12 protein-coding genes are annotated in these 15,965 nt (G+C 65.8%); 8 read left to right on the forward strand and 4 right to left on the reverse strand.

Translation table 11 applies throughout. The features are described from left to right. The first annotated feature begins 2 nt into the window (after positions 1–2). Positions 3–2,189, forward strand: a complete 2,187-nt coding sequence (locus DIE29_RS10855; RefSeq protein ID WP_102042361.1) for a VanZ family protein — start codon at positions 3–5, stop codon at positions 2,187–2,189. Here DIE29_RS10855 and DIE29_RS10860 read toward each other — a convergent pair whose 3' ends face one another. The 4 genes from DIE29_RS10860 to DIE29_RS10875 are packed head-to-tail and all read right to left on the reverse strand — an operon-like array spanning position 2,190 to position 4,826. Further along, positions 2,190–2,861, reverse strand: a complete 672-nt coding sequence (locus DIE29_RS10860; protein ID WP_114649886.1) for a hypothetical protein — start codon at positions 2,859–2,861, stop codon at positions 2,190–2,192. It abuts the gene before it with no gap. Then, entirely contained in the window at positions 2,858–3,751 is an 894-nt protein-coding gene (locus DIE29_RS10865) for a hydrolase 1, exosortase A system-associated (protein WP_102042363.1), read from the reverse strand. The genes DIE29_RS10860 and DIE29_RS10865 overlap by 4 nt, the downstream gene beginning before the upstream one ends. Next, positions 3,748–4,572, reverse strand: a complete 825-nt coding sequence (locus DIE29_RS10870) for a hydrolase 2, exosortase A system-associated (protein ID WP_102042364.1) — start codon at positions 4,570–4,572, stop codon at positions 3,748–3,750. Before DIE29_RS10870 ends, DIE29_RS10865 begins: the two co-directional genes overlap by 4 nt. Then, positions 4,569–4,826 carry an acyl carrier protein gene (locus DIE29_RS10875; RefSeq protein WP_102042365.1) on the reverse strand — a complete coding sequence of 86 codons (258 nt, stop codon included), beginning with the start codon at positions 4,824–4,826 and terminating at the stop codon, positions 4,569–4,571. The genes DIE29_RS10870 and DIE29_RS10875 overlap by 4 nt, the downstream gene beginning before the upstream one ends. A 217-nt stretch (positions 4,827–5,043) precedes the next feature. On the opposite strand from DIE29_RS10875, the gene DIE29_RS10880 reads away from it, so the two are divergent. The 7 genes from DIE29_RS10880 to DIE29_RS10910 all read left to right on the forward strand — a co-directional run bounded on the left by DIE29_RS10880 (position 5,044) and on the right by DIE29_RS10910 (position 15,935). Further along, positions 5,044–6,243, forward strand: a complete 1,200-nt coding sequence (locus DIE29_RS10880; RefSeq protein ID WP_114649887.1) for a DegT/DnrJ/EryC1/StrS family aminotransferase — start codon at positions 5,044–5,046, stop codon at positions 6,241–6,243. Beyond that, positions 6,240–8,444, forward strand: a complete 2,205-nt coding sequence (locus DIE29_RS10885; RefSeq protein WP_114649888.1) for a GNAT family N-acetyltransferase — start codon at positions 6,240–6,242, stop codon at positions 8,442–8,444. The genes DIE29_RS10880 and DIE29_RS10885 overlap by 4 nt, the downstream gene beginning before the upstream one ends. 42 nt (positions 8,445–8,486) lie before the next feature. Beyond that, complete coding sequence (locus DIE29_RS10890) at positions 8,487–10,073, forward strand: acyl-CoA ligase (AMP-forming), exosortase A system-associated (RefSeq protein WP_114649889.1); 1,587 nt, start codon at positions 8,487–8,489, stop codon at positions 10,071–10,073. Positions 10,074–10,089: 16 nt separating this feature from the next. Continuing rightward, a complete protein-coding gene (locus DIE29_RS10895; RefSeq protein ID WP_174202306.1) occupies positions 10,090–11,328 on the forward strand; it encodes a pyridoxal-dependent decarboxylase, exosortase A system-associated in 1,239 nt (412 codons plus the stop codon). An 81-nt stretch (positions 11,329–11,409) separates the two neighbouring features. Further along, positions 11,410–12,474, forward strand: coding sequence for a glycosyltransferase (locus DIE29_RS10900; RefSeq protein ID WP_114649890.1), 1,065 nt, complete (start codon positions 11,410–11,412; stop codon positions 12,472–12,474). 198 nt (positions 12,475–12,672) lie between these two features. Continuing rightward, positions 12,673–14,475 carry an asparagine synthetase B family protein gene (locus DIE29_RS10905; RefSeq protein WP_102042370.1) on the forward strand — a complete coding sequence of 601 codons (1,803 nt, stop codon included), beginning with the start codon at positions 12,673–12,675 and terminating at the stop codon, positions 14,473–14,475. Next, complete coding sequence (locus DIE29_RS10910; RefSeq protein ID WP_102042371.1) at positions 14,472–15,935, forward strand: lipopolysaccharide biosynthesis protein; 1,464 nt, start codon at positions 14,472–14,474, stop codon at positions 15,933–15,935. The genes DIE29_RS10905 and DIE29_RS10910 overlap by 4 nt, the downstream gene beginning before the upstream one ends. Positions 15,936–15,965: the final 30 nt, after the last annotated feature.

Genomic DNA, 15,965 nt, shown 5'->3' on the forward strand with positions numbered 1-15,965 from the left:
CGATGGGAGAGGCCGCCACGGCGGGCTTGAACCGCTGGCACCTGTTGCTTGCCCTGCTGATCGCCTATGGATCGCTGTATCCGTTCGACTTTACCCCGCCGGACGCTTGGCTGCCTGAGCTAGCGCACTTGCTGGCCGACACCCGCCTGTGGTCCAGCCGCGGCGATGTGCTCGGCAATGTTTTGCTGTTTCTGCCATGGGCCTTGGTGTCCCGCCCGCTTGCGGGCGCTTCGGCGCGCGCGCAGTGGTCGCTGCTGCTCAGCGGTCTGGCGCTGGCGGCCGGACTGCAAGTCTTGCAGATTGCGCTGCCGAGCCGGGATGCGGCGGTATCGGACATCGTCTGGAATATGGTCGGCCTGCTGCTCGGCCAGTTTGCGCTCGCCCCTTGGGTGGGGCGCATGGTGCCCAACGCTGTTCCGCCCGGACGCAACGCCACGCTGGCGTGGGCCATGTTCGGTTTATGGCTGGCCAATCAGACCATGCCATACGTCCCCAGTCTGGACGCGGCACAACTCAGAATCGCGCTCAAGGCTTTTTTGGCGCCCGCTTGGCCGTCGACGGCCCTTCTCCTGCAGGCTTTTGCCAACGTCTTGGTGCTGGGCCATCTGACCCTGGGCCATCTATCCCGACGTGACGCGCTGATGACGGTGTTAGCGGCCCTGCTGGGGACGGCCGCCGCGCGTTTGCTGCTGGTCGATCACCCTGTGCATTGGCTGGAACTGGCTGCCGGCGCCGCGGCCTGGGTGAGCCTGTTGTGCTTGCGCAGCGCTGAGCGCATCGCGCCGCTTGCCTTGGCTGCGCTGCTGACCGCAATGACGGTGGCAGCATTAGCGCCTTTTGACTGGCGCGCCCATGCGGCCGCCTTCAACTGGCAGCCTTTTGCGGCCTATCTGCACGGCAACATGCTGGGCAACCTGCGCGAACTGCTCGATACGGTGTGGTACGCGGCCGCCGTACTCTGGCTGGCGCACGCAATGAACGCACGGCTTGCCGGGGTGGGGGCTTTCCTGGTGGCCTGGGTGCTGGCGTTGGAGTTCACGCAGCTATGGATTGCACAACGTAGCGCCGACATCACCCCGGTCTTGACCACTTTGTTGGCAGTCCTGGGCATGATCCGCCTGCTGCGCTGGGCCGGAGAATCCAAACCCGCCCCCAAGGACCCAATTGCCGCGCCGGTGCGCGCCTCGCTCGAAGGCGATGTGGTCGCCACTTCGGCCGCACCGCTGCGCGCACTGGGCTGGGCGCTGGCCGCCTGGCTGGCCGGCACGGCGGCGCTGGCCTGGTTGATCCGCCAGCCGGGGGTACCGTATAACTTACGCGAACTGTTCCTTGGCAACGGTCATCCGCTGGCCATCGCGGTGTTCATCCTGGCCGGCTTGTCACTGGGCGCAGGTCCCCGACTGGCGCTGGCGCTGGCTCAGAGCGCTCCGCGCCCGGCCCTGCGCCTAGCCTGGCTGCTGCCCGTCAGCGGACTGCTCAGCCTGCTGCTGCTCGCATTGAGCGTCACCACCGAGAGCCTGGACGATATTGCAGGCAGCAATAACCTTTACTGGTGGGTGACCGAAGGCGAAACCTGGGGCGCAGCAGCAGCGGCGTTTTTCCGCAACACCTTGACAGCGCAGATGGTGGCGCCCCTCGAGCGCACTGTGCGCTTTTTGGCGCTTTACCTGCCGCCGGCGGCTTTTCTTGCCGTCGCGCTGGCCGCCATCGAATTACGCCTGCCGGCCAGACGGATCGCCGCCATGACCGCCGTGCTGCTCCCCCTGCTGTGGCTGTGCAAGGCGGTCGCCTTTGACTGGTCATCCACCGACAACCTCAACGAGCTGATCGCCCCGGACGGGCGCTTGGGTCTGGGCGGCGGCGGATACCTGTACCTGCTGCTGGCGCTGGGTGCCGTCCATATCGCCCTGTTGGTGCGCCGGTCGGCGCCACGGTGGCCAGCGCTGACCTACACGGCTGCTGCGGTGCCGCTATCGTGGTGGCTGTTGAGCCATGGCTTGTCGGCGGAAATCCATAAGTACGGGCAGGTATATTCCGGCGTGCAATTTTTGCTTGGCCCCGATCGGATCGAGCAACTCACCGAAGGGGCGTTGCAAGCGCGTTGGGCGGCGCTCTACCTGGCGCTGATCGCCACCGGCAGTGCCGGAGTCATCCTTGCCCGCGCGCTGCGGGCAGCTCGCGCGAGCTGATCATTCAGCATTGGAAGGCTCTACGGGCGCGGGCTCGGCCCAACGACCGACCGCGCGCAGTTTGTCGCGCAGCCCCGGCAGCGGGAAGCCTTGGGCATACGCGGCGTGTGCGCTTTCCAGTGCCTTGTCGTATTCCTCGAGGTCGAAGTAACCCAAGCCCAGGTTGTAATAGGCATTGGCATCCATTGGCGCCAGCGCCCTGGCCTGGTCGAGTTTGCGGCTTGCCTCAGCCGGTTTGCCGGTTTTGATCAGATAAAGCCCGTGGATGATCTTCACCATGGCATCATCCGGGGCAAAGCGCTCGCCGCGGTCGAACCAGCACGCCATCGTCCATTTGGAATCCTTCGGCCGGCTGCGGTTCTCACGTAGGGCGAGCTTCATCATCGCCATCAACGCACGATGATGGTTGGGAAATACATGCAGGGTATAGTTGAGGTCACCGCCCGGCCCCATCGACGTGTTGCCCTTGATCAGGTTTTCCACTGCGGGCGTAAAGTGCGCTCTTTCCACCAGATTCAGATTTTCGGCCGACGAGCGCCGATAATCGAACGGGCCGTAATGATTGTCGAGCGCCCCACACACCGCGGCACCGGTTTGCGCAGCCGCCAGCGCCGCAATGGCGGCAAGCAGAAATGCGGCCCAGGCGCTGCGTAATCGACCGGAACATTTCATTGTCGACTCCCTCCTGTGGCATGACTGCCCTGACGGCCGGGCATGAGCCCACTGACCCATTCGGCCGTCAACCGGGATACATCGTCGCACAACGCCAGATTCGAAAATGTGTGATCTGCCGCGTCCACATGCACGAGACGCGCATGCGCCAATAAGTGCTGCCAACGCGCATCCTGGCTGAGCGCCTGCTCGAACTCACGGGCCACGTAGTCCCGTCCGCTGAGCACCACCAGCAACGGTCGCCCCGCGCGTACCAAGGCGTCCGCCATGCGTTGCGGCAGCGTCTGGGCAGCGGCCGGCGCACTGGCCTCGGCGCATGGCTTACCGCGCGCGGCGCGCAGTGTTGCCAGCACGCCGGCCAGCGCCCGCCCGGGCGACACGCCGCCGCGCAGCAGTTTGGTCCAAAACGCCGAATCGAATACGCGCTTCAGGTAGTAGTGCTTGAGGTAAGTGCGCGCAGCACCCGCTGCGGTCCGCACCCAGGGATTGAGCAGCACCAGTCCGCTCACCCTGCGGTCCTGCGGGGCATACAGGCAGGCCGCGCTGGCGCCGTCGCACAACCCCCACAGAATGACGCCCGAGAGCGTCGGCACACGGACCATGAAAGCATCCAGCGCGGCGCCGATATCGGCATCGATGGCCTCGAAAGCGCGCGGCGCACCGCCCGCATCGCCCATGCCGCGCACATCGAAACGCAGGCAGGCAATACCGGCCGCAGCCAGCCGGCGTGCCAGCCGCACAAACTGCCGATGACTGCCGACCCGGTACTGCGGCCCGCCCACCACGACCAGCACGCCGAGCGTTGCCGGGGTTTGCAGCGGCTCACAGACGATGGCGACCAGTTCGTCGCCCTGACAGTCGATCAGGAAGGCCGATTCACGGTAGTTCATGCGCCAAAACGCTCGAGCATGCGGACCGAACGTTCGATCAGCGCGGGCACGGTCTCGATCTCCTGGGTCATCCAGAAGGGACTGCCCGCCACCACCGCACTGTCGACCGCTACCCGGTCGTTGCGCCAGGCTTGCTGCAAGCGCGCGATGGCCGGCGACAGGCCGGCCCCGGCGGCCGCCACGACCTCGAGCACGGCAAGCGGTCCGGAGCTGCCGGGGGCAAGACGCAAACTGGCCGCCTCCAGCCCGGCGCACAGCTCGGGCGACAACCGGTAGCCGGCCACCTCCACCGCGCGTCCGGCCGCCAGCTCGGCGCGCAGCCGGGTGAGCACACCGCGGGCGTCTTGTTCGTCCAGCATCTGCCCGGCTGCCGCCAAGCGCAGGAACTGGGTCAGGTACTGTTTGCCGGTAACGACCGGCTGCCAGATCAGCCAGGGCAGATGCTTGCCGGTGGCGATCAGCCAGTCGGCGGCCAACAAGGCGCCGGCACGCAAGCTCCACAAACAGGGGGGCCGACCGCTGCGCTCGGCAAGCCAGTGCCACGCAAAGGACAAATCATCCAACCAGTGCTGCCAAGAGGCATCGCCGAATTCGCCATCGCTGTCACCGCAGCCGAAGTGATCGACCTGCAACACCACCCAGCCCTCGGCGGCAAAACGCCGCGCGGCCAAGGCGGCCATGCGGCGCGATTTATTCATTTCTTCGGCAAACGGCGCAACATAAAGCAAGGCACCGCAGGCGCGCCCCGACCGGCGGGTCAATACCGCAAAACGCCCGCCGGCGGGCGTATCCAGGCGCAAGACCTCTCGCGCGACGGTCATGCCGTGCCGGCAAGCTTGCTTTCCACGAAACCGATCAGTGCCCCCACGGTGGCAAAGGTGGCGCCGTCGATCTCGTCATCTTCGACGATGAAACCAAAGCGCTCCTCCAGCAGGTTGATCACCCCGACGACCGCCATGGAATCGAGCTCCGGCACCGCGCCGAGCAGCGGGCTGGCTGAATCGAAGGTACTGGCGCGCCCGCCCAGGCTCAGCACCTCGTCGAGAATGGTCAGGACTTCCTTTTTGATATCCAAAAACTGTCTCCGGCCGTGTCAGTTGCGAAGTGACGGATTCAACAATGCCGCCCGTATCGGGTTGCTATTATAAGGATTCGCCGTCGGATGCCATCGTGACCGAGTTAGCGCACGCCATCAACCACAGGGCCGGGAACACGCCGTTCATGAAACAGCCGCACCGCCTGAGCCATTGCCCGTCTCCGGCCAGCATGCGCCGTCGGCGCAGCGCCCGCCGATGCACACGGACGCACAGCGCCGCCGCACGGATCGCATGATTTCGCTGCCACGGCGCCCGATTCTGGACTGGTCCAGCTTCTTGGGCGGACGCAGCGCCGGCCTACCCTCGGTGGCGGACCTGCCCTACCGGCGTATGACCACCAGCGGCCGCGCCGCCATTTTCCACGCGCTGCGCCTGGCCCGACTGGCGCCGGGCACCCCGGTGCTGGTACCCACCTATCACTGTCCGACCATGATTGCGCCGGTGGTGGCGGCCGGGCTGCGCCCGGTGTTCTATGCCTTGGAGTGCACAGGTTTGCCGGCATTGGACAGCATCGACGCCGCGCTTGCGCGCCAAGCCGGCGCCATCCTGGTGCCTCACCTGTTCGGTATCGCCCGTTCACTGGCCAAAGTGCGCCAATGGTGCGACGGCACCGACACACTGTTGATCGAAGACTGTGCGCACGCCTTCTACGGCATGGCTGGCGAGCGCCCGGTGGGCCACTGGGGAGACTACGCTACCGCGAGTCTGACCAAGTTTTTACCGGTTCCCGAAGGTGGGCTGCTGGCCTCGGCCTGCCGCCCGCTGCCACGGCTGGGCTTGCGCGCCCAGGCGCCGTTGGCGCAGCTCAAGGGCTTGGTCGACGTGTTGCATCTGGCCGCCGACCACGGCCGCCTCAAAGGACTGGGCACACTGGTGCACACCGCTTTGCGCTGGCGCCGCCGCGCCACTGGTCCTGCGACGGATATGCCGCCTGCCGCTCAGGACAGCGCAGCGCCCGCTTTCGCAGCAGACATGGGCCGTCATAACGAAGCGCCGCTGTGGGTGAGCCGCGCACTGCAAGGCGCGCTGGCCCAAGAGCCGATCATCCAAGCGCGTCGTGCCAATTACCTGGCTCTCGCGCGCGCTCTGGATCTGGGCGCAGCGGCCAAACCGCTATTTCCGACGCTGGATGCCGCTACTGTGCCGTATGCCATGCCGTTCTGGGTCCAGGACGCGCAGCGGGTGTACCCCCAACTGCGCGCTGCGGGCGTTGCGGTATTCCGCTGGGACAGGCTGTGGCCGGACACGCCCAGCATTGCCGCCGACCACGCCCGCACCTGGCCGCGACACCTGCTGCAGGTACTGTGTCATCAGGCCCTGCACCCGGAAGACATGGCCTGGACCATTGCCACGATCCGGCGGTGCGTCGAGGCCGGCGGAAACGCTTACTCATGAGCAGCCCCATGGATCCGCGCAGCGGCACACCGGCGAACACCGCACTGCCGCCGTCAGCCCAGGGCCGTCCGCACTCATGTGGACACTGGACGATGGTACCGGCCACGCTTTTTCCAGCGCACGCGCAGCGCTGGGACGCGCTCAACGACAATGGCGCGCGCAGCCCGTTTCTGGTATCGACCTTCATCCAAACCCTGCTTACGCACTTTGGCCAGCCGGATGTGCGCTTGGCGCTTTGCCAGCAGCACGGCCGGGTGGTGGCGATGGCATTGTTGCGCCCCGGCGGCCGGTACGCGTGGACCTGTTTTCAACCCTCACAGTTGATCGTTGCCCCGCTGGTGCATGAAAAAGGTCTGCCGGTTGCCGCGTTGGCTCTCGATTTGTTGGCGGCCCTGCCGCCAACCGCGCTGTCGCTGGCCTTCACTCAGCTCGATCCGGATATCTCGCCGCGGCCAACCGAGCAAGCGCGCATCGGCACCCTGGATTACATCGAAACCTGTGTCATCGATCTCCTGCCCGGCGATTTTGCAAGCTTTGAAGCGCGGCTATCGAAAAACACACTGGCCAATCTGCGCAAACGCGCAGCCAAGGCCAGCCGCGAGTGCGGCGAGGTGGCGCTCGATGTTTTTTCAACGGTTGCGGAGGTGGAGCCGTTTTTGCGCGACTATGCACGCATCGAATCGGCAGGCTGGAAAGCCGCAGCGGGTACGGCCATCCGCGAGGGCGACCCGCAATACGCGTTTTACCGCGATGTGCTCGTCCACAGCGCGGCCGCGCAAAGGGCACGCATGTTCCGCCTGCGTTTCGGTGACCAAGTGGCCGCCTTGGAAGCGGTGCTGATCACACATGAAACCGCGCTGCTGCTAAAAACCACACACGATGAAACCCTGCGCCAGTACGGCCCCGGCCAACGTCTGTTTTACGAAATCCTGCGTTGGCTGAGCGCGCACCTGCCGTCGGTGCAGCGCGTCGAGACCTACGGGCCGATCAATGAGAAGCAGCGCACATTTGCCACCGCGATCAAACGGATGTACCACCTCAACGCTTACCGTTACCGTATCGTGGCCACGGCGCACCGCATGCGGATCGGCGCACGCCAACGCCGTGCCGTCGCGTCTGCCCCCCCGGCGACAGCGATCGAACCGCACACCGGAGCGGCCGCCTTTTTTGGCAGCCAGGAATGGTTTGACCTGCTACGCACCACGGTCAGCCTGCCGGGGCGCTACCTGGAAGCGCGCGCCCCGGCCTGCGCTGCCGGCGGGCAGGCGAACTTCACCCTGCCGCTGCAATACGTCCGCTCGCCAACCGGCAAACGCGACCTCGTCGCCTGCGCCAATTTCTATTCCGGCCTGTACGCCCCGATCGTGACCGCCCACACGCCCGCCCAACAAGCCGCGGACGCCTTGCTGACGTTGCTCGAAGGCGTCGGTTGGGACACCTTCAGGCTGGCGCCCTTGGACCGGGAGTCGCCACTATTTGGCGTTTTGCTCGACGCGCTCAGCCGTGCCGGTATTGTCCATGACACCTATTTTTGCTTCGGCAACTGGCATCTGCCGCTATCTGCGCGGGACTTTCGGGATTATCTGCGCACCCGCCCATCGCGCTTGCAAAACACGCTCAAGCGCGCCGGCAGGCGTTTTGAGCGGATACCCGGCGCGCGTTACCTGCTAGTGCGGCAACCGGGTGCGGCGCTGGAGGCGGCCATTGGTCACTTCCAGATGCTCTATTGCAAACGCGGCCGCGCACCCGAGCCGCACCCGGAATTCATCCCGGAACTGTGCCGATGCACGGCGGAAAAAGGACAATTGCGCCTCGGTTTGCTGATGCTTGGCGACCGTCCGGTCGCCGCGCAGATTTGGATCGTTTGCGCAGGCAGTGCGCTAATCTTCAAACTGGCTTTCGATCCCGAACTGCGCAGCCTGTCGGTGGGCACGCTGCTTACCGCGCGCATGCTGCAAAGCGCCCTGGAAGAGGATCGGGTGCGCGAGATCGACTACCTGACCGGAGACGACCCCTACAAGAAAGACTGGATGACCCACCGCCGCGAACGATACGGCATCATTGCCTTCAATCCGCGCACGGTCTTTGGCCTGGCTGCCGCGGCCCGGCATTTTGCCGGCCGCCAGCTCAGACGCTGGCAAGCGCATTGGGCCGACGCCTCGGCACCTGGCGACACAGCACCAGCCGAGCCAAGCCGATGACGCCCTGCCGCCCTTTCATCTCATGTTTCAAGGACGCCCTGTGTGAGCACTGTTTCGCTGCTGCATGATCTTGTATTCCACGCCGCCAAACGGGCCGGGCAGGCCGCCGCGCTGACCGCCGATGGCCAGACGCTGACCTACGACACGCTTGCCGAGCAGATACGCCACGCTGCCGCCGGCTTGCGCCGCCTGGGCCTGGCGCGCGGCGAACGGGTGGCGGTCTATTTGGACAAGCGCGTGGAGACCGTTTGCGGCTGCTTTGCCACCACCGCCGCCGGCGGCGTTTTCGTGCCGATCAATCCGGTACTCAAGCCCACTCAGGTGGGCTACATCTTGCGCGACTGCAATGTGCGGGTACTGATCACCAGCTCGGAGCGTTATGCCGCGCTCGGAGACACCCTGAGCGCCTGTCACGATCTGCGCCAGGTCGTGCTCACCGGCCCCGGCACTGCGGCGCCCACGCCCGCCGGTCCGCCGACGCTGCCTTGGGCCGAGCTGCTGGAGGCGCCGCCGGCAGCCGGCCATCGCCTCATCGACGCCGACATGGCGGCCATTTTGTACACCTCGGGCAGCACCGGACAGCCCAAGGGCGTGGTGCTGTCCCACCGCAACATGGTCTGCGGCGCCCAAAGCGTTGCGCAATACCTGGAAAACCATGCGGGCGACAGCCTGCTGGCCGCCTTGCCGTTGTCTTTCGACGCGGGTTTTTCCCAGCTCACCACCGCTTTTTACGTCGGAGCGCGTGTCGTGCTGCTCAACTACCTGCTGCCGCGTGACGTGCTCAAGGCAGTGGTACGCGAACGTATCACCGGCCTGACCGCGGTGCCGCCGCTGTGGATACAGCTTGCCCAACTGCAATGGCCGGCGGAGGTCACCGATCACCTGCGCTACATTGCCAACACCGGCGGACGTATGCCGCTGGAAACCTTGGGCCGACTGCGCGCGCACTTGCCGCGCACCCGTCCCTATCTGATGTATGGCCTCACCGAAGCCTTCCGCGCCACCTACCTTCCGCCCGAGGAGGTCGACCGGCGACCGGATTCCATCGGCAAAGCCATCCCCAACGCCGAAGTGCTGGTGCTGCGCGAAGACGGCACCGAGTGCGCCCCCAACGAACCGGGCGAACTGGTGCAGCGCGGCGCGCTGGTGGCCATGGGTTACTGGAACGACCCCGAAAAAACCGCCGAACGCTTCCGCCCGCTGCCCGCCCAGGCGCCGGGGCGCCAGCACGGGCTGACGCTGCCGGAAATCGCAGTGTTCTCCGGCGACACGGTACGCCGCGACGAAGAAGGTTTCCTGTACTTCATCGGTCGACGCGACGAGATGATCAAAACCTCGGGCTATCGGGTCAGCCCGACCGAGGTCGAGGAGATTCTTTACGCCACCCGGCTGGTTGGCGAATGCGCCGCCTTCGGCGCCCCGCACGACACGCTCGGGCAATGTATCGTTGCAGTGGTCACTCCACCTGCCGGCGGCACGGTCGATCTCGCCGCCCTGCTCGCACAATGCCGCGCACGCATGCCGGCCTATATGGTGCCCGCCCGCATCGAACTGCACGAAGGCGCGCTGCCGCGCAACCCCAACGGCAAAATCGACCGCAAGGCGCTATCTGCGGCCTTTGTTTCCTGACGCTCATCTCACGCCGATGTCTTTTTCCACCCCACCGCTACACGCCCCGCTGACCCAGTTTGCCACCGCCGACGGACAGTTGCTGGTCGGCGGCCTGCCGCTCACCCGCCTGGTCGAGCGCGTCGGCCAGACGCCTTTTTATGCCTACGACCGCACCCTGCTCACCGCCCGCGCCCAGGCGCTGCGCGCCGCCCTGCCGCCGGGGTTGAAAATCCACTACGCCATCAAAGCCAACCCGATGCCGGCGCTGGTCTGCCACATGGCCACACTGGTCGATGGCCTCGACGTCGCCTCGGCCGGTGAGCTCAAAGTAGCGCTGGACGCAGGCGCCGATCCGCGGCAGATCAGCTTTGCCGGCCCCGGCAAGCGCGATGCGGAACTGTGCCAAGCAGTGGCCGCCGGCATTCTGGTCAATATCGAATCGTTCCGCGAGCTTGCGGTGCTGGCCGCGGCCTCGGAGCGGCTCGGCCTGCCGGCACGGGTCGCAGTGCGTGTAAACCCGGATTTCGAGCTCAAGGCTTCGGGCATGAAGATGGGTGGCGGCCCCAAGCAGTTCGGCGTAGACGCCGAACAGGTGCCGGCGCTGCTGGCCGAGATCGGCCGCGCCGGACTGGCCTTCGAAGGTTTCCATCTTTTTGCCGGATCGCAAAACCTCCGCGCCGAGGCCATCGCCGAAGCGCAGCAAAAGAGCTTTGCACTGGCGCTGCGCCTGGCCGAGCAGGCCCCGGCGCCGGTGCGCCTGCTCAATCTCGGCGGCGGCTTCGGCATCCCTTATTTTCCTGGCGAACAGCCCCTGGATTTAGCCCCGATCGGCGACAACCTGGCGCAACTGTGCGCGCAGGCCGCCACCGCACTGCCCGAGGCCGAGCTGGTCATCGAACTGGGGCGTTATCTGGTCGGCGAAGCCGGCATCTATGTGTGCCGGGTCGTCGACCGCAAGGTGTCGCGCGGTCAGACCTACCTGGTCACCGACGGCGGCTTGCATCACCACCTGGCCGCGTCGGGCAATTTCGGGCAGGTCATCCGCAAAAACTACCCGGTGGCCATTGGCAATCGCATGGATGCCGCGGCGGCCGAAACGCTCACCGTGGTCGGTCCGCTGTGCACCCCGCTCGATGTGCTCGCCGACCGCATGCCCCTGCCAGCGGCCGAGATCGGCGACCTGGTCGTGGTGTTCCAGTCCGGCGCCTACGGCTACACCGCCAGCCCGGAGCGCTTCCTCGGCCACCCGGCGGCAATAGAAGTGCTGGTCTAGTGCTCCGGGTTTTCGAGCCAGTCTGGCCAGCCGCTGACGGTATGCCGGCGCGCCGCTTTTGAGATAAGGGAAAGGCGCTTCATGAAAATCTGTCACTACCCCGACTGGCGCAGTGGTAATCCCTACCAGCGCCTGCTTGCCGAATCGCTCAGATCGCGCAACCTGGATGTGTCCATTCAGGATTACGCGCCCTTTCCATTCCCGCTCCTGCGCTCCGCGTTGAAACTCAAGGCAGACGTGGTTCATATCCACTGGATCAATGAGCTTGCGGCACCGATCCTGTGGAGCAAAACGGCACCAGCCGCATCGGCCAAACTCGCCGCGCTGGCGCTGGACATCATGCTGCTGCGGGCCTTGGGGAAAAAGGTCGTATGGACGATACACAATCTGTTGTCCCATGAATCGGGCAACGCCGCGCTGGAGTTGCGTGTGCGCCGGCTCCTTGCCCGCACGGCATCGCATCTGATCATTCACAGCGAAAGTGCCCTCGCCCAGCTCGAGCGGCACTACCGCATGCCGCTCAGCAACAAGGCCAGCATCGTTCCGCACGGCAACTACGACTGCTGCTATGCCTGTGGGGAGGCCGACAAAAATCGGCTAGCACAGGCGCTTGGGTTGACCGGGCAGCACACGGTGATCCTGTTCTTTGGAGCGATCCGCCGCTACAAAGGCATCGACCGCCTTCTGCGCGCTTTCTCCCGCACCCACGCCCCAGATCATCGCCTGATCGTCGCCGGCAACCCGCACGATGCGAGCATTCGGCAAGAGGTCGAACAGGCCGCCGCATCCGATCCGCGTATCCGCACACGGCTTGGATTCGTGCCGGATGACGAAGTGGCCGCCCTGTTTGCCTTGGCGGACATTGCGGTCATCCCTTTCGAACGCACACTCACCTCGGGCTCCGCAATCCTGGCACTGACCTTGGGATGCCCGTTACTGTTGCCCGCCGAAGCGCGCATCCTGGATGTTGCAAACGATACCTGCGCCCTGTTCTATGAGGATGAGAGCGCCTTGCACAGGCTTCTACAGGGTTTGACCAAGGCGGAACTGGGGCCCAAAAGGCTCGCCGCCAGAGTAGCGGCCGAGGACCTGTCCTGGGCGCGGGTCGCACAGCTTACCGAAGCGGTGTACCGGGCATCGTCCTGACATTGACGCGACGCTGGACAACCGGTCTCAAAGCCCTGCGCCGGCGAATGAACAATGTCACAGTCCCGGCCATCTCGGCGCAACGGCCGGACATCGATTTGCTAACCTAGGGTCTGCCCCGACCGGCCGCCTCTGGCGAAGGTTTGCGGGCACCCCCAGGCCGCCCGCTCACCGGGCAACACCTGCGCCGGAGTCCGTATGTCCGCTTCGATCATTGGCCGGCTGAGCGTCGACTCCGCCTGCACACCCCCCAACGTCCGGCCCTCAGCGCTGACGCTCAGCCGCTTACCCGGTGGCTGGTTCGCCCGAGCGCCGGCGGTGGAGTACGCCGCCGAAGGCACCTTGCACTGTCTGGCGCTCGGGCGCGCAGCGCTGTCGCCAGCCGGAGGAGTCGGTCAGGCTGCAGCCTGGCTCGACGCCTATCGCAAGCACGGCAGCGCCGCCGCCGACGCCGCACGCGGGCGCTTCGCCGTAGTCGTCGTCGACTACGCGGCACGCAGCGTGTGGCTGGCTACCGACCGCTTTGGCACCTGGCCGCTGTGCTATGCCGCGGACGAGGACGGCTTCGCTTTCGCCGACCGTGCCGACCAGGTGCCGGGCGGCACGCGCGAGCTGGCGCCGCAGGCGGTGTTCGACTACTTCTTTTTTCATGCCATCCCCGCGCCGCACACCATCTTCAGCGGCATTTCGCGCCTGCCGGCCGCGCACTGGGCTTTCTGGCAGGGCGGTCGGCTGGAAGTGCGCCGCTGGTGGACGCCGCGCTTCGAGGAACCCGCGCACGCCGACTTCGATGCCTGCAAGACGGAATTTCTGGGCTTGGTGGAAAACGCGGTGGCGCGCGAGGCGGCCGGGTGCGAGCCCGGCGCTTATCTTTCCGGCGGCACCGACAGCTCCACCGTGTGCGGCATGCTGTGCAAGGTGCTCGGCCGGCCGGCGCGTAGCTGGTCGATCGGTTTTCACGCCCGCGGCTACGATGAAATGGCCTACGCGCGCATCGCCGCCCGGCATTTCGGCGCCGAGCATCATGAACATTACGTCACCCCCGACCAATTGCTCGACGCCATTGCCCGGGTGGCGGCGTATTACGATCAACCGTTTGGCAACTCCTCGGCGGTGCCGGCATGGATTTGCGCCGAGCAGGCGCGCGCGCAAGGCGTCACCCGCATGCTGGCCGGCGACGGCGGCGACGAATTGTTCGGCGGCAACACCCGCTACGCCAAGCAACGCATCTTCGATTTGTACGACCGGCTGCCGGCCACGCTGCGCAACTTGGTGCTGGAGCCGGCGCTCTCTGGGCCGACCGGTCGGCTGCCGCTGGCCCGCAAAGGCGCCAGCTACGTGGAACAAGCCCGTGTGCCGCTGCCGGACCGGCTGCAAATGTACAACCTGCTGATGCGTCTGGACCCGGCGCGGGTGTTCGAGGCCGACTTTCTTGCAGCCGTCGACCCACAAGCCCCGCTCGATCGGCAGCGCGAAGTCTGGGAGCAAAGCGCCGGCGCGGCACCAATCAACCGTCTACTGGCCTTCGACTGGAAGTTCACCTTGGCCGACAACGACCTGCCCAAGGTGATCGGCACCACTCGGCTTGCCGGCCTGGAAGTCGGCTTCCCGCTGCTATCTGACGAGCTGGTGGATTTTTCACTGCGCCTGCCGCCTGCCTGGAAGCTCAAGGGCCTGACCTTGCGCTGGTTTTTCAAAGAAGCGCTGCGCGGCTTTCTGCCCAATGAAATCATTGCCAAGAAAAAACACGGCTTTGGTTTGCCCTTCGGCCTCTGGGTCTGCGAGCACATCGGCCTGCGCGGCTTAGCCACCGACGCGCTGCACGCGCTGGCCGGACGCGGCATCGTCCGGTCACGCTTCATCGACGAATTACTCAGCACCCATCTGCCCTCGCACCCGGGCTATTACGGCGAAATGGTGTGGATTCTGATGATGTTTGAACTGTGGCTGGCAGCGCACACCGAGTCCGCCGTCCAGCCGGAAGAGGCCGCCGTGTCATGAGCTCGGTCCGCCGCGCGCTGGTGCTGTCGATGGCCGAGCGCTATGTGCTCATCGGCTTGAGCCTAATGAGCAACATCCTCATCGCCCGCCTGCTCACGCCTGAGGAGATCGGCATCTACTCGGTCACCTTGGCACTGATCGGCGTCGCCCATGTGCTGCGTGACTTTGGCATCGGCAACTTCCTGATCCAGGAAAAAACGCTCAACGACGATCACCTGCGTACCGCCTTCGGCTTCTCGCTGATGATCGGCGTCGGGCTGTTCGGACTGATCTTCGCCATCGCTCCGTGGGCGGGTGTGTTCTACAAGGACCCGCGCATCGTCGACACCATCCGTATCGGCGCGCTCAATTTCCTGGTGCTGCCGTTTTGCTCGATCTCGGTCGCGCTGCTGCGCCGCGAGATGCAATTCGGCCGCCTGGCGGTGGTCACCCTGAGCGCGGCGGTATTCGGTTTTGCGGTCACCATTACTTTGGCGCTGCAGGGCTTGGGCGCCAACGGCCTGGCCATTGGCGGCGTGGCCGGCAACCTGGCCACCGGCCTGGGCGCCTGGCTGGCGCGCACACCCCGCCGCATCCTGATGCCCGGCTTTCGCGAGTGGCGCAAGGTGGTCGGCTTTGGCGCGCGCACCTCGGCGGCCAACATCGTCACCACGGTTTCAATGGACATCAATGACCTGGCCGTGGGCCGCATCCTGGGCTTTGCCCCAGTGGCCATGATCAGCCGCGCGCAAGGGCTGATGAATCTCTTTCACCGCGATCTGATGACCGCCATCCGCAATGTGGCCTATCCCGCTTACGCCCGGACCCACCGCGAAGGCGGCGACCTGGAGGCGCAACATCAGTTCACCGTGGCCGCCATCACCGTGCTGGCCTGGCCTTTTTATGGCTTTGCCGCGCTCTACGCGCTCGAACTGCTGCATCTGCTGTTCGGCCCACAGTGGCGCGAGGCCGCGCCGCTGGTGCCGTGGTTCTGCCTGGCCGGCTCGGCGGCCGCCACCTGCAATCTGATCCTGCCGATGCTGACCGCGCGCGGCCGGGTCGATCTGGCCACACGCGCCGATCTGGTGGTGCAACCCATCCGCGCGCTAGTGCTGGTGGTCGGCGTGCTGCTGTTCCAGAGCATGCTCAGCTTCGCGGTGCTGTTTGCGCTCATCTTCATCGCCACGGTGCCCTACCTGTATCACATCAAGGCCCAGGCGCAGCCGACCGACTTCCCGGCCCTGTTCGCCAAGCTGCGCAAGAGCCTGGCGGTGACCGCAACCTGCATGACACCGCCGGTGTTCATCGCCGCACTGATTCCGGCCAACGGCACCTCCGGCGCGCTAGCGGCCATGGGACTGTCTGCGCTGACATGCGCCCTGACCTGGGTGGCCGCGGTCATTTTCTTCCGCCACCCGATCACCGACGACCCGCTGTTCCGCCGAATGATCGGTGCCGTGGGGCTGAGGCCGGGGACTTGATGAACGGGGGCACGCATGAGGGTGCGTGGT

It is taken from the genome of Pseudothauera hydrothermalis (assembly GCF_003345255.1).
In the GTDB taxonomy this organism is placed as follows: Bacteria; Pseudomonadota; Gammaproteobacteria; order Burkholderiales; family Rhodocyclaceae; genus Pseudothauera; species Pseudothauera hydrothermalis.